The sequence below is a fragment of the Sheuella amnicola genome, assembly GCF_010499255.1.
GTDB lineage: Bacteria > Pseudomonadota > Gammaproteobacteria > Burkholderiales > Burkholderiaceae_B > Zwartia > Zwartia amnicola.
In genome coordinates this window covers 217,176-240,991 of sequence record NZ_JAAGRN010000004.1, presented here as the reverse complement: position 1 = coordinate 240,991, position 23,816 = coordinate 217,176, and the positions used below count along the sequence as shown (strand labels likewise).

Sequence of the window (23,816 nt, the reverse complement as noted above, 5' to 3'; positions counted from 1 at the left end):
TTGTTGCATGCTAGTTGATCGAATTAACGCCTTACTGCCTCAAACCCAGTGCACAAAATGCGGTTACGCCGGTTGTAAACCTTACGCGCAAGCTCTCGCCGACAAACAAGCGGACATCAACAGATGTCCGCCCGGCGGAGATGCCGGTATCGCTGCGCTCGCCCGCCTACTTGAGCTCCCCGTTATTGCGCTGGACGAATCCTGTGGTCGACACATTCCTTTGCAAGTCGCTGTGATCGATGAGCAGCATTGCATCGGATGCACCCTCTGCATTCAAGCATGTCCAGTCGACGCGATTCTTGGTGCGAACAAGTTCATGCACACCGTTTTGCAGTCGGACTGCACGGGATGCGATTTATGTGTTGCTCCATGCCCGGTTGATTGCATCACGATGGTGGCCGTTGAACCCGCTAGGCAATGGACAACGGATGATGCCATGCTTGCACGCGAACGATATGAAAAACGCCAGCGCAGGCTCAGCGCACCAGAAAAAGAGGAAGAACCGCAGCCCGTTGCGCTTGTCGATAAGCAGGCAGCCATCGCACAAGCCCTTCTTCGCGCGCGCGCAAGACGTCAACAATAACGTGGCTTGCCGATCATGAACGCCGATAAACGTCGCGAAATTTTCACTCGCTTTCGTGCCGCCAACCCCCATCCGACAACCGAGCTCGAATATCAAAACGAATTTCAGTTACTGATCGCAGTATTGCTGTCGGCGCAAGCAACCGACAAGTCGGTGAACATTGCTACCCGACGATTGTTTCCAGCCTACCCAACACCGGAGGCGATTTATTCACTCGGTCAAGCTGGCCTGGAGGATTTCATCAAAACAATCGGTCTTTACAAAACCAAGGCCAAAAACACGATTGCCACCTGCAAAATTCTGATTGAACAGCACAATAGCCAGGTGCCTCAAAACCGGGAAGCGCTCGAAGCCTTGCCCGGAGTGGGAAGAAAAACCGCCAATGTCGTTCTCAACACGGCGTTCGGGCAACCAACAATCGCTGTCGACACGCACATCTTCAGAGTGTCGAACCGGACAGGCATTGCACCGGGAAAAGACGTCATCGCTGTGGAAAAGAAACTCGAAAAATTCGTAGCTGACGAATTTCGACAAGATGCCCACCATTGGCTCATTTTGCACGGCCGCTACATTTGCGTTGCGCGGTCGCCCAAATGCCCCCAGTGCGGCATTGCCGACCTGTGTGAATACCGCAGCAAAACAAAGCCTAGGTAACAATTTTTACAAAAACACCTAAAAATACCTATGACAAACCCCGATTGAGAAAATTGCTGCAACCGAACATAATCCGGCATCGATTTAAAAAACACTTAACCCGATAAGATTCCGGATGAAAGACATCATTCTTGAAACGAGCGGCCTGACCAAAGAGTTTCGCGGCTTTGTGGCAGTCAACAACGTCTCGCTAAGCGTAGAGCGTGGCCATATCCATGCACTGATCGGACCGAACGGGGCCGGTAAAACCACTTGCTTCAATTTGCTGACAAAATTTCTGTCACCCACACGCGGCAAGATTTCTTTTAACGGCATCGATATCACCGGAGACAAGCCGGCACAAATCGCAAGGCGCGGCATTATCCGTTCCTTCCAGATTTCCGCGGTTTTCCCCCATCTGACTGTTTTGGAAAATGTTCGCATCGGTCTGCAGCGACAAACCGGGTTGTCTTTTCATTTCTGGAAGAGCGAGTCTTGCCTGAACCAGCTCAACGAGCGCGCCCTGGCTCTGCTCGAGGAAGTCGATCTGGGCAGCTTTGCGCATGAAATCACCGGAAGTCTGCCCTACGGCAGAAAGCGTGCGCTCGAAATCGCCACGACTCTCGCCATGGAACCAGAATTGATGTTGCTTGACGAGCCTACCCAAGGCATGGGACATGAAGACGTGGATCGCGTCACGCAACTGATCAAGCGCGTCAGCAAGGGTAGAACCATTCTGATGGTCGAGCACAATATGAACGTGGTCTCTTCGATTGCGGACACCATCACCGTGCTCGCCCGAGGCGCCGTTCTGGCCGAAGGTGATTACGCCCATGTATCGCGTGACCCATCTGTTATGGAAGCCTACATGGGAACAACCGAGGGTGAACTGCAAGGAGCGCATGCATGAGTACGCCAGCACTTGAGATATCGGGGCTACATGCCTGGTACGGTGAATCCCACATTCTGCATGGCGTTGACCTAACCGTTAACAAAGGTGAGGTCGTCACGATCCTGGGACGCAACGGAGCCGGTCGCACAACGACCATGCGAGCGATTCTGGGTTTGACCGGTTCGCGCAAGGGTTCGATCAAAATCCACGGTACCGAATCGATCGACATGCCCACATTCAAAGTTGCGCATCTCGGCATCGGCTACTGCCCGGAAGAGCGAGGCATTTTCGCCACGCTGTCTTGCGAAGAAAACCTGCTGCTGCCGCCACCCGTCGGTCCGGTCGGCAGCGGAATGTCTTTGCAGGAAATTTACGAAATGTTTCCAAACCTGCTTGAGCGTCGGCACTCTCCCGGAACGCGCTTGTCGGGCGGTGAGCAGCAAATGCTGGCCGTGGCCAGGATTCTGCGTACCGGCGCCAATCTGCTTTTGCTTGACGAAATCTCGGAAGGGCTTGCTCCGGTGATCGTTCAAACGCTGGCACGCATGATCAAAACACTCAAGGCCAAGGGATACACAATCGTGATGGTCGAGCAAAACTTTCGTTTCGCCGCTCCGCTTGCCGACCGGTTTTATGTCATGGAGCATGGCGAAATCGTCGAACACTTCAACGCTTCGGAACTTGCAAGCAAACAGGACACTTTAAACGAGTTGCTGGGTGTCTAAACACGCCCACCCTATTAACGACAACACACGCTGTATCAACAGGAGCTTCAAATGAAATCACGCACCAAGCTACACACGCTCGCAACACTGATACTCGCCGGCTTTGGCGCAAACGCCGCGGCAAACATCTCCGATGATGTGGTTCGCATCGGCATCATCTCCGACATGTCAGGCGTCTATGCCGACATCGACGGCCCGGCAGGCGTGGAAACCATCAAGATGGCCATCGCCGATTTTGGCGGTCAAGTCAACGGCAAGAAAATCGAATTCCTGTTTGCCGACCACCAGAACAAAGCCGATATCGCTTCGGCCAAGGCGCGCGAATGGTTTGATCAACAAAAACTCGACATGCTGATTGGCGGCACAAACTCCGCAACCAACCTGGCGATGGCGGCAGTCGCGGGCGACAAGAAAAAGCCATTCATCTCGATCGGTTCGGCAACATCCGACATGACCGGCAAAGGTTGCACGCCTTACACCGTGCACTACGCATATGACACGGTTGCGCTGGCTCGCGGCACCGGTGGCGCTGTTGTAAAAGACGGCGGCAAGTCCTGGTTCTTCCTCACTGCCGACTATGCATTTGGTCATGCACTGGAGCGTGATACGGCTGCGGTGGTGAAATCCGCCGGCGGTGAAATCAAAGGTCAGGTTCGCGCACCGCTTTCAACCTCCGATTTCTCGTCCTATCTGCTACAAGCTCAAGCATCCGGCGCCAAGATTCTCGGCCTGGCTAATGCCGGTGGCGATACGATCAACTCGATCAAAGCCGCAAATGAATTCGGCGTCACCTCGACCATGAAACTGGCCGGTTTGCTGATTTTCATTAACGACATTCATTCACTTGGCTTGAAAGCAACGCAAGGCATGTATCTGACTGATGGCTGGTACTGGGACCAGTCCGAAGCCAGCCGCGAATGGTCGAAGAAATTCGAGGCAAAAATCGGTCGCAAGCCTTCGATGATCCAAGCTGCCGATTATTCATCGGTCACTTTTTACCTGAATGCGGTCAAGGCTACAGGCACCGATGACGGCGACACCGTCATGAAGTGGATGAAGTCGAACAAGATCAATGACTTCTTCGCCAAGGACGGCTATGTGCGCCAGGACGGCCGCATGATTCATGACATGTTCCTGATGCAAGTCAAAACACCTGCCGAGTCCAAAGGCCCATGGGACTACTACAAGATCATCGCCACTCTGCCCGGCGATCAGGTCTACGGTAGCCTGGCCGAATCGACATGTCCTTTCATCAAGAAATAAAACCCTGAGGCGGGCTTGACCGAATCCATCGGCCGATGCCCGCCTCCGACTGTACGGATGTCAACTCCAAGCGCGTCCTTTTGCTGATTCACATACGATGACTACAATTTTCGGGATACCTATCCAGGCGTTTCTGGGCCAGCTACTGCTCGGCCTGGTCAACGGATCCTTCTACGCCATTCTTTCACTTGGTCTGGCCGTGATTTTCGGCCTGCTCAACGTCATTAACTTCGCGCATGGCGCGCTTTATATGTTGGGCGCGTTCCTGGCATGGATGGGCATGTCCTACTTTGGTCTGAACTACTGGGTCATGCTGGCGCTATCCCCTATCCTGGTCGGATTGTTCGGCATCCTGATCGAAAAAACCCTGCTCAAGCATCTGTACAAGCTTGATCATCTATACGGGCTGCTGCTGACATTCGGCATCACCTTACTGCTCGAAGGTCTGTTGCGAAGCTTTTACGGCGTATCGGGCATGCCCTACCAAACCCCTGATGCACTCAGGGGAGCAACCAATCTGGGCTTTATGGTGCTTCCTAACTATCGCGCCTGGGTGGTGGTTGCCTCGTTAGTTGTCTGCTTTGCCACTTGGTTTGTGATCGAACGCACGCGACTGGGTTCATTGCTGCGAGCCGGAACCGAAAATCCCCGGCTCGTCGAGGCATTTGGAGTCAATGTGCCACTGATGGTGACGCTGACATACGGTTTCGGTGTTGCCCTGGCAGGCTTCGCAGGCGTTCTTGCCGCTCCCGTACTGCAAATCTCGCCACTTATGGGGTCAAACCTGATCATCGTCGTCTTCGCAGTTGTCGTGATCGGCGGCATGGGTTCGATCATGGGTGCGATCGTGACTGGTTTGAGTCTGGGTGTGATTGAAGGCCTGACCAAAGTATTCTGGCCCGAAGCATCCAGTACTGTTGTTTTCATCATCATGGCTATCGTTCTGCTCTTGCGTCCCGCCGGGCTTTTCGGGAAAGAAAAATGAATCGTCAAACGCTCGGATACATTGCATTCACAGCCTTTCTGTTGGCTGTTCCCATGTTGGGCATTTACCCTGTCTTCGCGATGAAGATCATGTGTTATGCACTCTTTGCCTGCGCATTCAATTTGCTGCTGGGCTTTACCGGTTTGCTCTCGTTTGGGCATGCCGCTTTTCTGGGTGCCGCAGCCTATGCCTCGGCTCACGCCATGAAGGTATGGGGATTCTCGACCGAACTCGGCATTCTCTTCGGCGTCGCCGTTGCAGGTGTGCTTGGCTTTGTAATGGGCCTGCTCGCCATCCGCCGCAGCGGCATTTATTTTGCGATGATCACCATGGCCTTGGCCCAGATGGTGTTCTTTTTCTTTCTGCAGGCCAAGTTCACGGGTGGTGAAGATGGCTTGCAGGGCGTACCCCGCGGAACATTGTTCGGGCTGATCAATCTGAAAAACGACGTGAATCTTTATTATGTCATCGTGGGTCTGTTCATGTTCGGCTATTTCCTGATCTGGCGAACAGTTCATTCGCCCTTCGGGCAAGTGCTCAAGGCGATCCGCGAAAACGAGGCCCGCACCATTTCTCTCGGATACGATGTCGAAAAATTCAAGCTTCTGGCATTCGTTTTGTCGGCCATGCTGGCCGGTCTGGCCGGGTCCGCAAAGATGCTGGTTTTTGTTTCGGCCACACTTTCGGATGCCACCTGGCAGATGTCCGGCCTCGTGATTCTGATGACACTGATCGGCGGCATGGGTACGCTTGTCGGCCCGGTCATCGGCGCGTTGATCATCGTCATGCTTGAAAACAAAGTGGGTGACATGGGCATATGGTTGACTAAGACAACCGGAATCGAATGGTTCACTCGTCTGGGTGAATCGGTCACCATTGTGATCGGATTGATTTTCATTGTCTGCGTTTTGTCATTCCGGCGGGGCCTGGTGGGCGAATTCAATGCCTGGGTCGAGCGCCGCAAAGGCGGTAAAGTTCCGACAATTTCCACGGCCCATTGAATATGAAAAAAATCATGCTTGTCACCGGCGCCGGGCGTGGAATTGGCGCCGCCATCGCATTACGGGCAGCCAAAGAAGGCTATCGCGTTGCCGTCAACTATCAGAACAGTAAAGAAGCAGCCGAAGAAGTTGTCCGAAAGATAAGATCTGGGGGTGGCGAAGCTGTTGCCATACAAGGCAATGTCGGCAACTCCGAGGAAGTGACGCGGGTCTTCAAAGAACTGGACGAAAAACTCGGCACGCTGGATGTGTTGGTGAACAACGCCGGCATACTGGCGAGCTACAGGGTCGATCAACTCGACGAAGAAAATCTGATCAAAACGTTCGAAGCGAATGTGTTTAGCGCGTTCTATTGTTGTCGCGAAGCTGTCAGGCGCATGTCCACGGCGCATGGTGGTCGCGGCGGCAACATCATCAATATGTCTTCGGTCGCAGCAAGGCTGGCTGCTGCTGTCGCTGGCGGGTCGGTTTATGCGGCATCAAAAGGCGCGATAGATGTTTTCAATCTCGCACTTGCCAAAGAAGTCGGTCTTGAAGGCATTCGCGTCAATGGCATTCGTCCGGGCCTGATCGATACCGAAATTCATGCACCGCGAGGCGGTCTCGAAAAGATGCACGAACTGGCAAAAACCGGCGTCCCAATGGGTCGCACAGGACTGCCTGAGGAAGTGGCCGAAGCAGTCATCTGGCTGGCCTCGGACGCCGCATCCTATGTGCACGGCTCAGTCATCGAAGTCGCCGGTGGACGGTAATCCCCCGGCTTAGTGCTTGCCCAACCCCAGATAACTTTCAATCACTCTGGGGTTACCGGCCAGCTCTTGGGCCCGCCCTTCCATCACCACGGAACCCGTTTCAAGCACATAGCCATAATCGGCGACCTGAAGCGCCGCCCTGGCGTTTTGCTCAACCAGCAAGATAGACACGCCCGACTGTCTGAGTCGCGCAATAATGTGAAAAATCTCTCTCACAATGCGCGGTGCCAGTCCCAAACTGGGCTCATCAAGCATCAGAAGACGCGGCTTTGCCATAAGTGCCCGACCGACCGCAAGCATTTGCCTCTCGCCACCCGAAAGGGTACCCGCCTGTTGCGCATAACGCTCCTTCAACCGGGGAAACAAGGCATATACCTCGTCAATCGTATCTTTCCAGTCCTTTTCGCCTGCCCGATAGCGCCTAAACCCCCCAAGCATTAAATTATCCTGAACCGACATGCTTGAAAAAAGTTCGCGCTTTTCCGGAACAAGAGACATCCCTGCGGCAACACGCTTTTCGACAAGCCAATTACTCGCATCCTGATCGAGAAACCGGATCTGTCCTGCGGCAAACCCATTGACAGGCAATGATCCCATGATGGCATTCAGCATGGTGGACTTACCCGCGCCGTTTGCACCAATGACGGTGACAATGCTTCCGGCAGGTACGATCAGCGTGGTTTCGGATAAAGCATTCACCTTGCCGTACCTTGCCGATAATCCGCTCACGCTCAACAGCCCGGACGAAACGGTCGCGTCCGAAGTTTCCGAATGCATATTCATGACACACTCCTTGTCGCTGAAGACGCCTGGACATCGATTTCCAAATCATCGTCGATTCCGCCCAAGTACGCTTCGAGCACGACCGGATTCTGTTGAATATCCGCAGGCAATCCTTCAGCGAGCTTGGTGCCAAAATCCATGACCACCAGATGATTGGTTAATCGCATGACGAAATCCATGTCGTGCTCAACCAGCAAAATACTCATTCCACCATCACGCAGTTGTGTCAGAACTTGCGCAAGCTCCTGCTTCTCCTTGTAGCGCAATCCGGCCGCCGGTTCATCGAGCAACAACAGAACCGGATCAGCCGCCAGTGCCCGGGCGATTTCCAGAATACGTTGTTGACCCAGGGCAAGATTGCCAGCCTGTTCGTACAGATAATCCCCTAGTCCCACCCGATTAAGCTGAACCGCAGCCTCGTGAAGCAATTGCGCCTCGCGTGACCGGTCAAGATGCAGAGCTCCCTCGACCACATTCACATGCGAACGCAAATGCGCTCCCAGGGCAACGTTCTCAAGCACTGTCATATTGGGTAGCAACTGAACATGCTGAAATGTGCGCCCGACTCCACGCTTGGCGATCTCACGCGCGCTCATGCCATCGATCCGTGCCCCCATGAAAGACACTTGACCGCTTGTGGCCGGCAGCACGCCGGTGATCAAATTGAAGGTTGTACTTTTACCCGCCCCGTTCGGACCAATCAAGCCAACGATTTCACCCGCCCGCACCTTAAAGCTAATGTCATTAACCGCAACCAGCCCGCCGAACTCTTTGCGAATGGCATCCACGACCAGAACGGGATCCCCCGCTTTGGGTCGGGCGCGTTGCAGCAATGCAGGCGCCTGCGGCGGTGACGGGCGATTCCTTACATTGTCCGAAGCGATTATGCGGGTCCACGCGCCTTGGAGTATCGGCCACAAGCCATCTCTTGCCCGCTGCAACACCAGAATCATCAGGATGCCGAAAACAATCAATTCGAAGTTGGCGTTTGTGTTGAGCAGTTTGGGCAGGACATTCTGAATCTGATCACGCAAAGTGATGATCAAGGCGGACCCTAGCAAAGCCCCCCAGACATACCCTGCTCCACCCACTACGGCCATGAAAAGATATTCGATGCCGTGATTCAAGCCGAATGGGCTCGGACTGACAGCGCGCTGCATGTGGGCGTACAACCATCCCGACAGGCAAGCCAAAAGCGCCGCGTAGACGAATATGATGATCTTGTAGGCCGCGGTATTGACCCCGAAAGATTCGGCCATGGCCGCACCCGACTTGAGCGCGCGAATTGCGCGCCCGGGTCTTGAATCCAGCAGATTGTGCATGGTCCAGACCGATAGCAGCACAATCATCCAGATCAACACATAGATATGTCTTCCCGGTGCGAGTGACAAGCCAAATAGGGTCAATGGCTCGATGCCGGAGATGCCATCATGTTTGCCCAGAAACTCGATATTGCCGAAAAGATAGTACAGGGAGAGTCCCCAGGCAATCGTTCCGAGCGGCAGATAATGGCCAGACAAACGTAGCGTGATCGCGCCGATCAAAAACGCCAATATCGCGGTCAACATCAAGCCAATCAACAAAGCGACCCAAGGTGAGCCCCCATATTGTGTCGTGAACCATCCGGTGGTGTACGCGCCAAGACCCACAAATGCGGCCTGACCAAATGATGTCAAACCGCCGACACCGGTTAGCAACACCAGGCCAAGCGCTACCAGCGAGGCAAGTCCGATGTAGTTCAGTTGCGTGATCCAGAATTCCGGGGTGTCCGGCAGTAAAGGCAATAAAACCAGCGCGCAGATAAAGAGGATAAAGGGAAAGCGTTTTTTCATGGCGATTACTCCTCATCCTCGACGTGATGCGTCGTCAGCGATCGCCACAGCAATACGGGAATGATCAACGTGAAAACGATGACCTCTTTATACGCACTGGCCCAGAACGAAGAAAATGATTCAAGCAACCCGACGGCCAATGCACCTACTGACGCGATCGGATAGCTCGACAGCCCGCCGATGATCGCAGCAACAAAACCTTTCAGCCCAATCAGAAAACCGGTGTCGTAATAAACCGTGGTAACTGGCGCGATCAGCATGCCCGATAGTGCGCCCACGAAAGCCGCGAGCGTGAAAGTCAGCCTGCCTGACATTGTGGTGCTGATACCGACCAGGCGCGCGCCGCGTCGATTCACCGCAGTCGCTCTCAAAGCGCGTCCGTAAAGCGTATGGCCGAAAAACAGCCAAAGCGCCACGATCAAAGCCACACTGGTCAGCACAACAAAAAGACTTTGAGCCGACCAGTCTCCAAAACCGAAATTCACCGTACCTTCCACAAACGCGGGGGTGCGCCACCCTTCGGCGCCGAAAAATACAAGCGCCAGCCCCGTCAACGCGAAATGTACGGCGACCGAAACGATTAACAGCACCAGAACCGACGCTTCGGCTAAAGGTTGGTAAACAATTCGATAAAGCATGGGTCCCAGCGGAATCACGATAACAAGCGAAAGCAAGACATCGGCCCACAACGGTAATTTAGCGGCGGCCACCGCCGGTATCACCCAAAGAGAAGCAAGCGGGATCACGACAAACCAGAAGAAACTTTTAGCAAGACTTTTCCATGCCTGTTGGCGAATCCCTTCGCCCAACTCCATCAAAAACACGACCACACCCGCGATGGGCAACAACCACATGGTGCCGGGCGTTTTGTTTTCGATCAACATTGCCAGCGTCAACGCACCGAAAGCAACAAACTCGCCCTGGGGAATGAAAATAACGCGCGTCACGGCAAACACCAAAACCAACGCAAGGCCAAGCAGCGCGTATATCGCGCCATTAACGATGCCATCCTGCGTCAGAATCAGGGCAATGGTGGAGTCCATATTTTTCTACCAAATATAAAGGCGCACTCCTGAAGTCGGAAGTGCGCCAACAAAACAACCTGACGGATCATAGGCCAGGCTGATAAACCCATTTACCCCCATCGACTTTGACAATCACGCGGGCACGATCATCAAACCCGGCGTGGTCGGTCGGGGACATGTTGAATACACCGTGTGATACCGGCAGATTCTTGACGTTTTCGATTGCATCGCGCAACGCGGCACGAAACTCCGGAGTCCCGGGCTTTGCGCCTGTTTTCAGGGCAACCGGGACTGCGGTCACCACCAATTGCCCGGCATCCCACAAATGTCCGCCAAAGGTACTGATCGAACCGGCCCCGTGCGCCGCTTCATACTTCTTCACGTAATCCATCGCCGAAGCCTTCACCGGATTGCTGTCAGGCATTTGGGATGCAACCAGCATCGGGCCGGCCGGCAACATAGTGCCTTCGCAGTCCTTGCCGCAGACTCGCAGAAAATCATTATTGGCAGCACCGTGCGTCTGGAAAATCTGCCCCTTGTAACCGCGGGCAATCAGCTCCTTTTGCGGCAAGGCGGCGGGTGTGCCGGCGCCAGCGATCAGAATCGCATCTGGCTTGGCACCAACCAGTTTCAACACCTGGCCCGTCACGCTTGTATCGTTGCGCGCATACTTTTCGACCGCGACAATTTCAATACCTTGTTTCTGAGCTGCGTCCTTCATCACAGCCAACCATCCGTCACCGTATGCATCTGCAAAACCGATGAAACCAAGCTTTTTGTAATTCTTTTTCTTCATGGCATCGGCCAGCGCGGTCGCCATCAAGGCATCGTTCTGGGGAGTTTTAAACACCCACTTGCGCTTGTCATCCATGGGGTCGACGATGCGCGCGCTAGCCGCAACGCTGATCATCGGCACTTTGGATTCGGCCGCCACATCGATCATCGCCAAAGATCCCGGCGTAACCGATGTACCAATCACCACGTCCACTTTGTCTTCGGTGATCAGTTTGCGCGTATTTTTGACAGCCTGGGTCGTATCGGTCGCATCATCCAGAACAATGTACTCAACTTTCTGGCCGGCGATTTCATTTGGTAAAAGTGCAACCGTGTTGCGCTCCGGAATGCCGAGCGAGGCAGCGGGACCTGTCGTCGCCAGCGTCACGCCAACCTTGACCTGAGCCATGACAGTCAAGGGAAACACAAGTGCGAGCGCAAGGGTCAGGCGGGTAGAAATTGAACTCTTTTGATGCATCTGATTGTCTCCTGTTAGAGGATCGGCTCCCGTTGCGGGCAGTCTGCTTTTGTCAACGTTATACAAAAAAATCGATTATAGGTTTGAAAGCGTATCAAATTAAAGAGTAATGAGCCTAGGATAATCCCTGATAACGCCGCACCCGCTGGGCAATCACAGCCGCGAGCAGCGCTTTGAGCAGATCGATAGGGATAAATGCCAGCATCAGCAATCCCGCCTTTTGCAAATCCATTTTGGCCACATACGCCAACCATGGGATACCTAGCAGATAAACCAGCAGTACACCGCCTGACACACTGGCCAACCATAATCGGGCCACCTGCCAAAAAACGCCAGTTTTGTCGGCAGGTCCTATACGGGTTGGGGCCTGTCCGGCAATCAGTCCGGTCAAAAACGCTCCGGGAATCATGCCTAATAGGAACCCTCCGGTCGGTCCCATCAGCACGGCCAGCCCGGCTCGGCCGCCGGGTAATACCGGCAACCCGACCAGGGCAATGAGGACATACAGCGACAAAACCACTCCGGCTTTGCGGGGTCCCAGAATCAACCCTGTCAGCATCACCCCGAAAGTCTGAAGCGTGACCGGAACCGGGATCAAAGGCATCGGTATGGGTGGAATCAAACTCATCACGGCAACCAGCGCCGTGAACAAAGCGACAAGCACCAAATCCTTAGTATTCAAATGAGTTCCTTTGGTCTATCTATCGGAAGCACGCGCATCGATGGCTTCGGCAATTTCTTCAGCACGCCTTAATGTGCGCATCAACATTGGAACGCACAAAGTCAAAATACTGGCATTTATCCCTCTGGCAGCCTGTGCTTCGCGAATTTCATGCCATTGTATGGAAAGCTCGGGAATCAACCTGAGCGTCAAGCCAAAGGCAAGTGCGACCCGGTCAGCCCTCAACCACCCGATTTTCTCCAAAGGCATCAGCAGGGATTCCAGCACCCGCATCATTTGCATCAAGGATGTCGTCAACGTGACGATGACGCCGGCTAGCATCAGAGCGGATAAACGCAATATCAGGGCATACGCCTCCACGGGCGACTGCATCCAGCCCGTGTAGGCAGCAAGCGCCAAAAGAAAAAGAATCATCGGCCGCACTTGCGGCCATAACACTTTGAAGCCTATGCCGGCACTCGCAACCATAAAAATAAGCGCCACCAAAATCGACTGAAGAACGATCAGCCGGTCGGTCCACATTAAAACCAGGCCAAGCATGATCAAAAGGGCAAGCTTCGGGGCGGCGGCAAGTCGATGCAGCCAACTGCGTCCGGGAATATGCTGCGAGCCGATCACCCGCAATGCTCGCAGTACCATTCGATGGCAGCATCAGGCTCGCCATCGAACACAACTCGACCATCCAGCACGACCAATACCCTTTGCATGCCACGGATTAATTCAAGATCATGACTGACCAGAATCGCTTGCTGATTCAGGCCTGCCAATGTGCGCTCGAAATGATTGCGCGCGCGCAAATCCAGTTGCGTGGTAGGTTCGTCAAACACAAGCAACTCAGGTTCTGTCGCCAGTACGGCCGCAAGCGCGACCAATTGCTTTTCCCCGCCGGACAGCCCGTGGATGACGCGGTCGTGCAAAGATGCAATGCCCAGGCGATCCAGACATTGAACCACCCGCTGCGCCCTCAGACGGGTATCAGGCTCCCGATGTTTGAGGCCAAAAGCAATATCTTCATGCACGATCGGAAAGATGATCTGGTTATCGGGATTTTGAAACACGAAACCGACAAGACGACGGATCTCAGCCGATTCCCGTCGGGTATCGAGGCCAGCCACGCAAACCGCTCCCGTTTCGGGCTGCAATAGGCCGTTGATCAGCCGAATCAGGCTGCTTTTGCCCGATCCATTTGGCCCGATGATGCCGATGCGGTGTTCAGTCAGGGACAGGTCGATTCCGCTAAGTACGACGCGGGCATCTCGTCGTACCTGAACATTTTTAAACTCGATTAACATGGCAGTCGATTATGACCCAGAACCTTTTGAAAAAACGGCACTCAAAGACATTTATGGAAAAAGTCACGAAAACCGATGCCGAATGGAAAACCCAGCTTTCGGCCGAAGAATATTACGTTACCCGACAAAAAGGGACAGAACGAGCGTTTACCGGACGATTTTGGGATCACCATGCATATGGAATTTACCGTTGCGTATGCTGCGGTACGGCCTTGTTTGCATCGGATACCAAGTTTGACGCAGGTTGTGGATGGCCAAGTTATTTTGAACCAATCCGCCCTGAACTCATCAAAGAGCAAATAGACGAAAGCCATGGGATGATCAGGACTGAAGTCATGTGCAATGTCTGCGACAGCCATCTTGGTCATGTTTTTCCGGATGGACCGCCGCCAACGGGCCTGAGATATTGCATCAACTCCCTCTCATTGACGTTCGAACCCATCAAAACATGAAAAAATTCTTATTCGACCTGTTTCCACTGCTGCTGTTTTTCATTGCTTTCAAATTTTTCGATGTTTATGTCGCAACGGGTGTCGCCATGGTCGCCGGGATCGCGCAAATCGTCTGGGTCAAGTTCAGCGGACAAAAAATCGATGCCATGCTCTGGATCAATCTTGGCGTCATCCTGGTTTTCGGCGGCGCCACGCTCTATTTGAAGGATGACACCTTCATCAAATGGAAGCCAACCGTGTTGTACTGGCTTTTCGGTTCTGCCCTGCTAGTGGGTAAATATCTGATGGGCAGCAACCTGATGCAAAAGCTGCTGGGCGAAAAAATTGCCATGTCCGATGAGGCATGGAGCAAACTGAACCTAAGTTGGGCTCTGTTCTTCCTCGCTGCGGGTGCCATTAATCTGTTCGTCGCTTTTTCGGGCTACTTTTCACTCGAGCAATGGGTCAGTTTCAAGGCATTTGGCCTGATGGGCCTGCTGATCGTCTTCGTCATAGGTCAATCCATCTGGTTGGGCAAACACATCGAGCAACCAGAGGGACTTCCGGGAAAATCAGGTCGTCATGAGTAACAACCCACATTACGATTTACTATTCGAGCGACTCCAAGACTTAAAACCCATGAAGCTCGAACTCGTGGACGAATCCCATCTTCATGCCGGCCATGCAGGCAGCAAAGGCGGGGCAAGCCATTTTCGGGCCACAATCGTGGCAGAATGCTTTAACGACAAGCCGATGATTGCGCAGCATCGGCTGGTGTATGATCTTTTGCGCGATTTAATCCCATACCCGATTCACGCTCTAGCGTTGACAACCCGGGCGTCATCCAAAGGAAACACATGAAACGTCTCGTTATGCTGGCCGCCGCCGTGGTGGTCGCTACTCCGATTTATGCCCAAAACGTCGCAACCGTAAACGGCAAAGCCATCACTCAAAGCAGTGTGGACCAATTCGTCAAATTGCTGGTATCCCAGGGTGGTGCCGACTCGCCCCAGCTTCGTGAACAGGTCAAGCAGGAATTGATCAATCGCCAAATCATGGTTCAGGCTGCCGAAAAAGCCGGTATCGCCAAGGATCCGACTGTCGTGACCGAACTGGAACTGGCTCGCCAGGGCATTCTCGTGCGCGCGCTGATGGCCGATTACCTGAAGAAAAACCCAGTCACCGACGCTAAAGTCGCTGCCGAATACGACAAACTCAAGCAAGCCGAATCCGGCAAGACCGAGTACGAAGTTCGTCACATCCTCGTTGAAGACGAAAAAACCGCAAACGATCTTCAAGCCAAGCTGAAAAGCAAATCTGCAAAATTCGAAGATCTAGCCAAGAAAAACTCTAAAGATCCCGGCAGCGCCGAAAAAGGCGGCAACCTGGGTTGGGCCCCCGCAACGAATTACGTTGAACCTTTTGCGAAAGCCGTCGCCGCCACACCAAAAGGACAACTGGCCGACAAGCCCGTGCAATCCCAATTCGGCTGGCACGTGATCGAAGTCATCAACGCACGTCCGATCGAAATTCCAACGCTCGAGCAGGTGAAGCCGCAACTGGAAGAGATGATGCGCCAACAGGCTCTGGCGGACTATCAGAAAGAATTGCGCGAAAAGGCAAAGATTCAGTAAAAACAGGTCAGCATCAAAAGCCGTTCTCATAGAGCGGCTTTTTTTTGCCCCTAAATTGAAGGTCAAGTATTCTTGTCATGGCAATAATGAATGCCCGGAATGGTGGTTCAAAATAAATCAAAAAATATACAGAGACATGCAAACTTTCAAACTAACAGGGCGCCTACTCTTTTTGAGTACAAAACCTGAAATCATGCAGCAGCAAGTGTCAGGTAAAGATGTCACGGCAATCGAGGCAGGCACCCTGCGCGATGATGTATCCACGGATGAAATCACACCCTTGCCCATCATGACGCATTACGATGACAAGCTCGGACGCTATACCTACACCGGTTTCAAAAGTGGCGACACCTTCCCATTCAAAACGGATTCGGTTCGCAATGCCGGCTTCTGCGTCACGATCGCAGGCAGTCGTTACGGCAAAGGATCCTCAAGAGAGCATAGTCCCGCGGCCGAAAAACTTGCCGGTATCAAGCTGGTTATCGCCAAAAGTTTCGAGCGCATTTATCGTCAGAATGCCGACAACATCGGATTGTTCACGTCGACCGATTTAAGTCTGATCGGCAAACTTGAGCGTGGCGAAGAAATCACAATCGATGAACTGGTGGCCGGACGTGACGCCCTTGCAGCCGAGATCCTCAAGTGCGGAGGTTTGCTTGAGTTCGGTCGCAAATATATGCAGGAAGTTCGCGTATCGCCACAACCGGAAACAACAACCGGTCAGACTTTGTTTGAAAAAATCCTCAGGCGCCATTGGTTGAAAACACCATTGACATCCGATACGCCCGTAGTCGGACAAGGTGGATTTGTCCGGGCGGATCGCAGATTCATTCATGAATACTATACGGGCATGGGGGCGCATCTGCTTCATACGACTTTCGGGAAACCCGTCAAACTGCTTGAGCCCGAAAGCATCGTCCTGTTCGAGGATCACACCTCTTATGTAGCCAAAAGCCCCGCCCATATCCGCGGGGGGTTGATTCAAAACGTACATGGCATGCGGCAGGCACAGCGTGATTTCGTGGCCGACTACAACCTGCACTGTCACACCACTCTCACCGATGAAGAAGCCGCGCTTGATGACGGAAGCAATGTTGCCGGCATTTCGCACGCGATGATTGCCGAACACTACGCGCTACCCGGTCAAGTCGTTGTGGGCACCGATTCACATACGCCGCACAGCGGATCGCTTGGCTGCCTAGCCTTTGGCGTTGGAACAACGGACATGATGAATGCCTTCGTGACCGGCGCTGTGCGCATTACCGTACCCGACATCATTCGTATCGATCTTGAAGGCGCGATCAAGCCAGGGGTGACTGCAAAAGACGTGGTTCTTCATTTGCTCGCGCTACCTGATATCAAAGCTGGCTCTGCCATTGGGAAAGTTTTCGAATTCACCGGCCCGGTGACCAAGGCATTTTCGATCGATGAGCGGGCAACACTGACCAACATGGTGGCCGAACTAGGCGGCTTTACGGGAATCGTTGCGCCCGATGAAAAAACGGTTTCCTTTCTTAAGGCGCGCCGGGGAATCGACTTTGTCATCGAACCATGGATGAAAAGCGACTCCGATGCGCATTATCCCGAAATAATTCGCGTTGATTGCTCGGCTCTTGAACCTCTTCTGGCCAAACCCGGAGACCCGAGCAATCGGGTTGCGGTTTCCGAATTGACCGAAGACATCCGCATCGACATTGCGTACGGTGGATCGTGCACTGCCGGCAAGCGCGAAGATTTTGATTATTATCACTCGGTGTTTTCCTGGGCACTGCAGCACGGATTTCGAAAACCCGACCATGTGCGATTGTTTCTCCAGTTTGGCACGACAGCCGTCAGGGACTATTGCATTGAAAAAGGTTACATGCCGGTATTCGAACGTGTTGGCGCAACAATTCTGCAGCCGTCTTGCGGCGCCTGCGGCAATTGCGGCCCGGGATCCTCGGATCACGAAGGTCAAATCACCATCAGCGCCATCAACCGTAATTTCCCTGGACGCTCCGGTCCCGGACAGGTATGGCTCGGAAGTCCACCCACCATTGCGGCAAGCGCAATGGCCGGAAAAATAGTTTCATTCGATGGCTTGCAAAAAATGAACGCTTCAAAAAATTAAAGGAAATTGGAGATCCCCATGACAACAAAACTGATGAATAAGCGCGAATTTCTTCTGAAGACCACTGGTGCCGGCCTGGCGATGTCAATGGCGCAATTCGCGCCTTTGGCTTTCGCCCAGAGTGAACGAGGGGTGCGATTTGTTCTACCCAATGCGACAGGATCGGGCGTCGACGCGATTACACGTGCGGCGCAACCCGCCTTCTCAAAAAGCTTAGGCGCAAACGTCATCGTGGAAAACCAACCCGGCGCAGGCGGTGTTCTTGGATTGCAAACATTAGCCAAATCCGCACCCGATGGCTCAACGCTTTCTTTGGTTTCCAACAATGTGGTGATTCTGCCAAGCGTGCTGAAATCATTGCCCTTCAATATGTCGACCGACTTCACGCCGATCGCCACAATTGGAAGCTCGCCCCTGGTGATTGTCGTGAATCCGCAAAAAGTTTCGGCTAAGAACAGCCAGGAATTGATCGCGTTACTGAAGGCAAATCCGGGCAAATACAATTTTGCTTCAAGCGGCACGGGAACAATCCTGCATCTCGCGACCGAAATGTATCTGGAACAAGCTAAGGTCAAGGCCAGCCACATTCCGTATAAAGGTGTCGGGCCTATGGTTACGGACTTGCTTGGGGGTCAGGTCGACTTTGGTACGCTGGCATTGCCAAGTGTTCTGCAGCACATCAGATCCGGTGCATTGCGTGCAATCGGCGTAGGCGATGCCCAACGCATCCCGAACGCCCCCGAAATACCGACATTTGTCGAGCAAGGCATGCCTGACTACGTCGTCGAAGCGTGGTTTGCGATCATTGGCCCCAAGGGAATGAGTGCCGACACAACCAAACGCGTGCATCAAGGCATCGTGGCCGCGTTTGATGATCCGGCAACAAAGGCCGCTATGGATAGGCAGGGAAATAGGATCCAGATTCGATCCACCGAAGAAACAGCGACTTACTTCAAAAGCGAGCTTGAAAAGTACGCCAAGCTTGTGAAAGCGGCAGGCATCGAGCCTCAGTAAAACACTCAATCCGAATAGCGTGTCGCGATCGATCTGAACTCTTCGTTGATTTCGATAAAAGCATCGACGATATCCGGATCGAAATGCTTTTCCCGGCCATCCTGAATCACCAGGATGGCTTTTTCATGGGGCATCGGCTCTTTGTAGACTCGACGGCTGATCAAGGCATCATAGACATCGGCCACGGCCATCAGTCTGGCTGCAATAGGAATATCGTCGCCAGACAACCCATCCGGATACCCTGAACCATCCCATTTCTCCTGGTGAGACCGCGCAATCTGCTTTGCAGTATGAAGAAAATCAACATCCACCCCAAGCGATTGCTCCGCATGAGAGATCGCTTCGCTGCCCAAGATCGTATGCGACTTCATCACCTCAAACTCTTGCACTGTCAAAGGACCCGGTTTCTGAAGAATATGATCGGGGATGCCGACTTTACCGATATCATGCAACGGAGCGGACTTGAATAGCATTTTGATATTGCTTTCGGTCAGATAGTCCCGAAATCGGGGATGATCCCTTAAGTGTTCGGCCAGGCTTCTGACATAGCTTTGTGTGCGCAAAATATGGTTGCCGGTGTCCGTATCGCGAGTTTCGGCTAGCGATGCCATCACCATGATGGTCACGTCCTGAATCGCCGCGACTTCCTGGGATCGTTTTGCGACCTGCTCTTCAAGATAGAGATTTTGGTCTCGCAAAAAGTCGTGCGCGGCTTTAAGCGTGAGTTGCGCCTTTACCCGCGCCATCACAATGGGAGGACTAATCGGTTTGGTGATGTAGTCCACCGCTCCTAGCTCAAGTCCGATTCTTTCGTCTTCGATTTCGGATTTGGCCGTCAGAAAGATCACAGGAATATCTCGCGTCGCGGGATCCGATTTCAAGCGACGACAAACCTCGTGCCCATCGATGCCGGGCATCATCACATCCAGAAGAATCAAATCCGGAGGTGAGTCGGACTTCGCGATCGATAGGGCTTTTTCGCCATTGTTAGCGACCTTGACACGATAGGTGTCTCGCAACAGGTCGTTCATCAACACCAGGTTATCCGGGGTGTCATCGACAACCAATATGGTTGGACGTTGATTCTGAATCACAGGACTTGTCATCTTGTTATGGATCTCACTTTCGCCATTCGCTTCTTGCCTGCTTCAACAAATCAAGACTTGTGTCGAAATCGAAGCTAGAGACTGCATTTTCAATTGCCGAATACTGTTCTGGAAAAGCACTTTTCAATACATCCCTGTTATTCTGAAAAATCTCGACTGCAGAGGCATCATTATCCTCGAGACTATCGATCAGTTCTTTACAGATCCCATCAAGCTCCGCCGAATCGGTCACACGGTCAGGTTCATACTGTTTTTGCAGGATATTTTGATCGATTTCATCCAGCATGATTTCAAGGGCAGCGCAAACTTCGAGGTGCATGCGAGTGATCTCCTCGTGGGGACGACCGCTTTTGATCGCCGCTTCCAAACGGGAAGCAAGCGACTGAATCGCTCCTGCCCCGATATTGCCTGAAACGGATTTCAGTGTATGCGCAAGTCTTTCGGCAAGCTCGTAATCTTTTTCCCCAACAGCCCGATTAAATCGCTGACGGAAATCCCGCTGGCCGGCCACATACTTTCTAAGTAGTGAAACATAAAAAGGCAATTTACCCATGGCCCGGCGAATTCCATCCCGGGAATCCAATCCTTCAATTTTGGCAAGTATGCCCGAATCCTCATCGAAAGAACCAAGCGGGGACTTGACTGACTGCGCCAAGTCCCGAGTCTGCCCGTCTAATGTTGGGCTAATCCACTTAAGCATGGTCGCCCAAAGCGCATTCGGCTCGATCGGCTTGGCCAAATGGTCATTCATTCCGGCCTGCAGGCAAAGATCACGATCCGCTTGCATCACATTCGCCGTCATCGCAACAATGGGGAGCTTTGCGAAGTCGGGCATTTTTCTGATCTCAATCGTGGCGGACACGCCATCCATCACCGGCATTTGCATATCCATCAACACAAGCGCGTAAGAACCCGACTTGATCTTGTCGATGGCAACCTGGCCGTTTTCAGCGACATCCACGACGAATCCTGCCTGCTTCAAAAGTTCGCTCGCCACATCCTGATTCATTTCATTATCTTCGACGAGCAACACGCGGGCGCCCCGAATGCCCTTCAGGCGCTCGGATAAATTCTGCTGATCGTTGCCATCATCCAGGGTTGACAAGGCGACTTGCTGTCCGAAAATCTTCGCGATATTGTCAAACAGAACAGATGCGCTGACAGGCTTGTTGACCACATAGTCCACCCCCAGTCGACGCGCCGCTTCAACAACATCTTCACGTCCGTAAGCGGTCACCATCAAACAATGGGGAGCATGTTTCAAGCCGCTTTTGCCAATTTTCTTCGCGACTTCCAAGCCATCCATTTCCGGCATTTCCCAGTCAAGGCAAACCAGCTCGTAGGGGGAAGATGAATGATCGGCCCACTTGATCGCGTTCAGGGCCTGCGCACCGGAGCTCACATCGTCAACCTTGAACTTCATTTGTTCAAGCATGCCACGCAGGACAACGCGCGCATTCTCATTGTCATCGACGATGAGAACTTTTCGACCCTGTAAATCCTGACTCAACACCAATCTGCGCGGCATGCGCTTACTTTTGCCCAAACGCACCGTTGCCCAGAATGTGCTGCCCTTACCCGGTTCGCTTTGGACGCCGACTGTTCCACCCATCAACTCCGCGATTCGCTTGCTGATCGCCAGCCCAAGCCCGGTCCCACCGAACTTGCGAGTCGTCGAGCTATCGGACTGATGAAAACTCTGGAACAGTTGGGATTGCTCTTCAGGACTCAAACCGACTCCTGTATCGCGCACAGCCAGATACAAAACGATTTCGTCATCCTGCATTTCCTGAATACGGACAATGATGGAGATTTCACCCTTTTCAGTGAATTTGACTGCATTGTTCGCATAATTGATCAGAATCTGACCCAGGCGCAAAGGATCGCCGACAAATGTACTGGGCATATCCGGATCAATATCGAAAATAACTTCCAGTCCTTTCGCGAGTGATTTCTCGGAGATGAGCGAAGTCACGTTTTCAAGAACATTTTCAAGCTCGAAATCGATATGCTCGATGCTGAGCTTTCCGGCTTCAACTTTCGAAAAATCAAGAATATCGTTAATCACGCCAAGCAGATGTTGTCCCGATGCCCGTATCTTGTTCAGATAATCGCGTTGGCGCGGATCCAAATCGGTATTCAAGGCAAGATGTGTCATGCCAATGATCGCATTCATTGGAGTTCGAATCTCGTGACTCATGTTTGCGAGAAAGCTTGATTTGAGATTGGTGGCTTCCTCGGCGATTTCCTTGGCTCGTTGCATCTCGCGTTCGACCGCCTTGATTTTGTCTGCATCAATTAGCCACCCGAAGATTGCCGGCTCTCCCTGATAATCCGACGCAAAAAAACTCGCCATGATGTCCCGCACCCGGCCGTCCGGGCCATACATCCTGTAATACTTGCTGTCGCTAAAACCGGATCGGGACAATTCCTCAATCAAATGTTCACGATCGGTACGGTCGACATAGATGGATTCGGATCGGTCTCCAACTTTCAAATTGACCAACTCCCTGACGCGAGGATTGGCAAAACGCACTGTTGCATTCGATGTGATCGCCACACCCACAGGCGCGCTATCCATCAACTTCTGCAAAAACTCATTCTGGAGCGAGATTTGACGCTGCGCATTTTTTCGTTCAGTAATATCGCGAACTGAAATGAATATAGTTTCACGATATCGCCCGATTTCAGGTAACTCCGAGAATCCGATCTCAACGGGAAACTGAACCCCATCGCGACGATACCCAGTCAACTCTATCGTCCCGGAACCCGAGTGCGAGTTCAGTAGCGACGCAAAGATTCCGGTGGTGTCAAGGGACTTGGAGTCGATACTCAGCGGCACCAGACGCTGGAACGACTGACCGATCAATTGACCCGTACTAAAACCGAACATGGACTCAAGTCTGACATTCACGATCGTCATGGTGCCGTCCGTGTTCGCAACGACTACGCCATCCGGTGCAGAGTCGATCATTTTGCGATACCAGGCATCGGTTTCCTCAAGAGCACGACTCGATGCGCGTTGCCTTGAGGTTTCATTGAGAACAACCATCAAAATCAAAATGGTGATCAAAGTCGACACGATAACCACACCCAGTACAAGCAGATGGGGATCGATTCCTACCAATACGTTGGATTCAGCATGGGGGCTTTTGAAAAAATAGGCTGCATGCATGGCGACGTGATGCGTCAGCGTGACCGCCAACCCCATCACAACAGCAGACAGCGGAATCGCAAATGCATCGGTTCCGGCAAACACTTTACTCATGTAAAAGCGAAACCAGAGAGCGATAAAAGACAATCCAACTGCCACAATGATCGAAAAACCGAACATGGAAGGCTGATAGCGTATGTATCCTTCAATCTCCATTGCCGCCATGCCGGTGTAATGCATTGCCCCGATCCCTGCGCCAAACAAAGCGCCAGCAGCCAACAACCCCCATATCCCGGGTTCGCCTCTTGCAAGAAAATGCAGTGCGAAAATGCTCGCAACAATGGCCGGCAAAATCGAAAGCGCGGTAATCCAAGGGTCATAAGCGACATCGACAGGCAGGTCAAAAGCGATCATGCCAATGAAATGCATCGCCCAGATTCCCGTACCCATTGCTACGCCGCCCAGATTGATCAGCGTATTGCGAACCTTTCCGGAAGGAATCGATTCGGAATAATTTTCTATGATGAAGGCTGCATAAGCCGAAAATATTGCGACAGCGACAGAAACAATGATGAGCCAATGCTGATATTGCCCGACATAAATATCATCGGGATTCGGTGTGCCGGTAAAGAAACTCAAATAATCGCCCAAAATTTTTTCCATTTAT

Annotated in this window: 23 protein-coding genes; 14 read left to right on the top strand and 9 right to left on the bottom strand. The window is 52.7% G+C overall.

The features are described from left to right. The first annotated feature begins 7 nt into the window (after positions 1 to 7). The 8 genes from G3I67_RS07675 to G3I67_RS07640 all read left to right on the top strand — a co-directional run bounded on the left by G3I67_RS07675 (position 8) and on the right by G3I67_RS07640 (position 6,834). Complete coding sequence (locus G3I67_RS07675; RefSeq protein ID WP_163653750.1) at positions 8 to 583, top strand: RnfABCDGE type electron transport complex subunit B; 576 nt, start codon at positions 8 to 10, stop codon at positions 581 to 583. 15 nt (positions 584 to 598) lie between these two features. Then, a complete protein-coding gene (gene nth, locus G3I67_RS07670) occupies positions 599 to 1,237 on the top strand; it encodes an endonuclease III (RefSeq protein WP_163653745.1) in 639 nt (212 codons plus the stop codon). 115 nt (positions 1,238 to 1,352) lie between these two features. After that, a complete protein-coding gene (locus G3I67_RS07665; protein WP_163653743.1) occupies positions 1,353 to 2,126 on the top strand; it encodes an ABC transporter ATP-binding protein in 774 nt (257 codons plus the stop codon). After that, a complete protein-coding gene (locus tag G3I67_RS07660; RefSeq protein WP_163653742.1) occupies positions 2,123 to 2,833 on the top strand; it encodes an ABC transporter ATP-binding protein in 711 nt (236 codons plus the stop codon). The genes G3I67_RS07665 and G3I67_RS07660 overlap by 4 nt, the downstream gene beginning before the upstream one ends. A 51-nt stretch (positions 2,834 to 2,884) precedes the next feature. Beyond that, positions 2,885 to 4,096 carry an ABC transporter substrate-binding protein gene (locus G3I67_RS07655; protein WP_163653739.1) on the top strand — a complete coding sequence of 404 codons (1,212 nt, stop codon included), beginning with the start codon at positions 2,885 to 2,887 and terminating at the stop codon, positions 4,094 to 4,096. A 97-nt stretch (positions 4,097 to 4,193) separates the two neighbouring features. Beyond that, positions 4,194 to 5,081, top strand: a complete 888-nt coding sequence (locus G3I67_RS07650; protein ID WP_163653735.1) for a branched-chain amino acid ABC transporter permease — start codon at positions 4,194 to 4,196, stop codon at positions 5,079 to 5,081. Next, on the top strand, positions 5,078 to 6,082 hold the full coding sequence (locus tag G3I67_RS07645) for a branched-chain amino acid ABC transporter permease (protein ID WP_163653733.1): 1,005 nt from the start codon (positions 5,078 to 5,080) through the stop codon (positions 6,080 to 6,082). The genes G3I67_RS07650 and G3I67_RS07645 overlap by 4 nt, the downstream gene beginning before the upstream one ends. A 2-nt stretch (positions 6,083 to 6,084) precedes the next feature. Next, entirely contained in the window at positions 6,085 to 6,834 is a 750-nt protein-coding gene (locus G3I67_RS07640; RefSeq protein WP_163653730.1) for an SDR family oxidoreductase, read from the top strand. Between the two features lie 9 nt (positions 6,835 to 6,843). Here the strand turns inward: G3I67_RS07640 and G3I67_RS07635 are convergent, their stop codons facing one another. The 7 genes from G3I67_RS07635 to G3I67_RS07605 form a co-directional block, all read right to left on the bottom strand. Then, entirely contained in the window at positions 6,844 to 7,611 is a 768-nt protein-coding gene (locus G3I67_RS07635) for an ABC transporter ATP-binding protein (RefSeq protein WP_163654109.1), read from the bottom strand. A 2-nt stretch (positions 7,612 to 7,613) separates the two neighbouring features. Further along, positions 7,614 to 9,449 (bottom strand): branched-chain amino acid ABC transporter ATP-binding protein/permease, encoded by a 1,836-nt coding sequence (locus G3I67_RS07630; RefSeq protein WP_163653727.1) that lies wholly within the window; start codon positions 9,447 to 9,449, stop codon positions 7,614 to 7,616. Between the two features lie 5 nt (positions 9,450 to 9,454). Further along, on the bottom strand, positions 9,455 to 10,492 hold the full coding sequence (locus G3I67_RS07625) for a branched-chain amino acid ABC transporter permease (protein ID WP_163653716.1): 1,038 nt from the start codon (positions 10,490 to 10,492) through the stop codon (positions 9,455 to 9,457). Between the two features lie 67 nt (positions 10,493 to 10,559). Further along, entirely contained in the window at positions 10,560 to 11,726 is a 1,167-nt protein-coding gene (locus G3I67_RS07620; protein ID WP_163653713.1) for an ABC transporter substrate-binding protein, read from the bottom strand. Positions 11,727 to 11,841: 115 nt separating this feature from the next. Further along, on the bottom strand, positions 11,842 to 12,408 hold the full coding sequence (locus G3I67_RS07615) for a biotin transporter BioY (RefSeq protein ID WP_163653710.1): 567 nt from the start codon (positions 12,406 to 12,408) through the stop codon (positions 11,842 to 11,844). Between the two features lie 15 nt (positions 12,409 to 12,423). Continuing rightward, complete coding sequence (locus tag G3I67_RS07610) at positions 12,424 to 13,047, bottom strand: energy-coupling factor transporter transmembrane component T family protein (protein ID WP_163653707.1); 624 nt, start codon at positions 13,045 to 13,047, stop codon at positions 12,424 to 12,426. Next, the gene (locus G3I67_RS07605) at positions 13,023 to 13,700 is read right to left on the bottom strand and encodes an energy-coupling factor ABC transporter ATP-binding protein (protein WP_163653705.1); all 678 of its coding nucleotides are present in this window, start codon (positions 13,698 to 13,700) and stop codon (positions 13,023 to 13,025) included. Before G3I67_RS07605 ends, G3I67_RS07610 begins: the two co-directional genes overlap by 25 nt. 53 nt (positions 13,701 to 13,753) lie before the next feature. Here G3I67_RS07605 and msrB point away from each other — a divergent pair, with 53 nt between their 5' ends. The 6 genes from msrB to G3I67_RS07575 all read left to right on the top strand — a co-directional run bounded on the left by msrB (position 13,754) and on the right by G3I67_RS07575 (position 18,889). Then, on the top strand, positions 13,754 to 14,152 hold the full coding sequence (gene msrB / locus G3I67_RS07600; RefSeq protein ID WP_163653702.1) for a peptide-methionine (R)-S-oxide reductase MsrB: 399 nt from the start codon (positions 13,754 to 13,756) through the stop codon (positions 14,150 to 14,152). Further along, the gene (locus tag G3I67_RS07595) at positions 14,149 to 14,721 is read left to right on the top strand and encodes a septation protein A (protein WP_163653699.1); all 573 of its coding nucleotides are present in this window, start codon (positions 14,149 to 14,151) and stop codon (positions 14,719 to 14,721) included. The genes msrB and G3I67_RS07595 overlap by 4 nt, the downstream gene beginning before the upstream one ends. After that, a complete protein-coding gene (locus G3I67_RS07590) occupies positions 14,714 to 14,992 on the top strand; it encodes a BolA family protein (RefSeq protein WP_163653696.1) in 279 nt (92 codons plus the stop codon). Before G3I67_RS07595 ends, G3I67_RS07590 begins: the two co-directional genes overlap by 8 nt. Continuing rightward, positions 14,989 to 15,765 (top strand): peptidylprolyl isomerase, encoded by a 777-nt coding sequence (locus G3I67_RS07585; protein ID WP_163653693.1) that lies wholly within the window; start codon positions 14,989 to 14,991, stop codon positions 15,763 to 15,765. The genes G3I67_RS07590 and G3I67_RS07585 overlap by 4 nt, the downstream gene beginning before the upstream one ends. A 136-nt stretch (positions 15,766 to 15,901) precedes the next feature. Next, the gene (locus G3I67_RS07580; protein WP_163653690.1) at positions 15,902 to 17,875 is read left to right on the top strand and encodes an aconitase family protein; all 1,974 of its coding nucleotides are present in this window, start codon (positions 15,902 to 15,904) and stop codon (positions 17,873 to 17,875) included. Positions 17,876 to 17,893: 18 nt separating this feature from the next. Further along, positions 17,894 to 18,889 (top strand): Bug family tripartite tricarboxylate transporter substrate binding protein, encoded by a 996-nt coding sequence (locus G3I67_RS07575; RefSeq protein WP_163653687.1) that lies wholly within the window; start codon positions 17,894 to 17,896, stop codon positions 18,887 to 18,889. Between the two features lie 5 nt (positions 18,890 to 18,894). Here the strand turns inward: G3I67_RS07575 and G3I67_RS07570 are convergent, their stop codons facing one another. Then, positions 18,895 to 19,995: a response regulator gene (locus G3I67_RS07570; RefSeq protein WP_163653684.1), complete on the bottom strand. Its 1,101-nt coding sequence runs from the start codon at positions 19,993 to 19,995 to the stop codon at positions 18,895 to 18,897. Between the two features lie 13 nt (positions 19,996 to 20,008). Next, complete coding sequence (locus tag G3I67_RS07565; RefSeq protein ID WP_163653680.1) at positions 20,009 to 23,812, bottom strand: response regulator; 3,804 nt, start codon at positions 23,810 to 23,812, stop codon at positions 20,009 to 20,011. Positions 23,813 to 23,816: the final 4 nt, after the last annotated feature.

Coding starts and splice junctions, on each gene's coding strand:
- G3I67_RS07580 (WP_163653690.1), top strand. CDS start 15,902: ATGCAAACTTTCAAACTAACAGGGCGCCTACTCTTTTTGAGTACAAAA.
- G3I67_RS07645 (WP_163653733.1), top strand. CDS start 5,078: ATGAATCGTCAAACGCTCGGATACATTGCATTCACAGCCTTTCTGTTG.
- G3I67_RS07565 (WP_163653680.1), bottom strand. CDS start 23,812: ATGGAAAAAATTTTGGGCGATTATTTGAGTTTCTTTACCGGCACACCG.
- G3I67_RS07635 (WP_163654109.1), bottom strand. CDS start 7,611: ATGCATTCGGAAACTTCGGACGCGACCGTTTCGTCCGGGCTGTTGAGC.
- G3I67_RS07590 (WP_163653696.1), top strand. CDS start 14,714: ATGAGTAACAACCCACATTACGATTTACTATTCGAGCGACTCCAAGAC.
- G3I67_RS07585 (WP_163653693.1), top strand. CDS start 14,989: ATGAAACGTCTCGTTATGCTGGCCGCCGCCGTGGTGGTCGCTACTCCG.
- G3I67_RS07625 (WP_163653716.1), bottom strand. CDS start 10,492: ATGGACTCCACCATTGCCCTGATTCTGACGCAGGATGGCATCGTTAAT.
- G3I67_RS07595 (WP_163653699.1), top strand. CDS start 14,149: ATGAAAAAATTCTTATTCGACCTGTTTCCACTGCTGCTGTTTTTCATT.
- G3I67_RS07660 (WP_163653742.1), top strand. CDS start 2,123: ATGAGTACGCCAGCACTTGAGATATCGGGGCTACATGCCTGGTACGGT.
- G3I67_RS07630 (WP_163653727.1), bottom strand. CDS start 9,449: ATGAAAAAACGCTTTCCCTTTATCCTCTTTATCTGCGCGCTGGTTTTA.
- G3I67_RS07655 (WP_163653739.1), top strand. CDS start 2,885: ATGAAATCACGCACCAAGCTACACACGCTCGCAACACTGATACTCGCC.
- G3I67_RS07605 (WP_163653705.1), bottom strand. CDS start 13,700: ATGTTAATCGAGTTTAAAAATGTTCAGGTACGACGAGATGCCCGCGTC.
- msrB (WP_163653702.1), top strand. CDS start 13,754: ATGGAAAAAGTCACGAAAACCGATGCCGAATGGAAAACCCAGCTTTCG.
- G3I67_RS07650 (WP_163653735.1), top strand. CDS start 4,194: ATGACTACAATTTTCGGGATACCTATCCAGGCGTTTCTGGGCCAGCTA.
- G3I67_RS07675 (WP_163653750.1), top strand. CDS start 8: ATGCTAGTTGATCGAATTAACGCCTTACTGCCTCAAACCCAGTGCACA.
- G3I67_RS07620 (WP_163653713.1), bottom strand. CDS start 11,726: ATGCATCAAAAGAGTTCAATTTCTACCCGCCTGACCCTTGCGCTCGCA.
- G3I67_RS07575 (WP_163653687.1), top strand. CDS start 17,894: ATGACAACAAAACTGATGAATAAGCGCGAATTTCTTCTGAAGACCACT.
- G3I67_RS07665 (WP_163653743.1), top strand. CDS start 1,353: ATGAAAGACATCATTCTTGAAACGAGCGGCCTGACCAAAGAGTTTCGC.
- nth (WP_163653745.1), top strand. CDS start 599: ATGAACGCCGATAAACGTCGCGAAATTTTCACTCGCTTTCGTGCCGCC.
- G3I67_RS07570 (WP_163653684.1), bottom strand. CDS start 19,995: ATGACAAGTCCTGTGATTCAGAATCAACGTCCAACCATATTGGTTGTC.
- G3I67_RS07640 (WP_163653730.1), top strand. CDS start 6,085: ATGAAAAAAATCATGCTTGTCACCGGCGCCGGGCGTGGAATTGGCGCC.
- G3I67_RS07610 (WP_163653707.1), bottom strand. CDS start 13,047: ATGGTACTGCGAGCATTGCGGGTGATCGGCTCGCAGCATATTCCCGGA.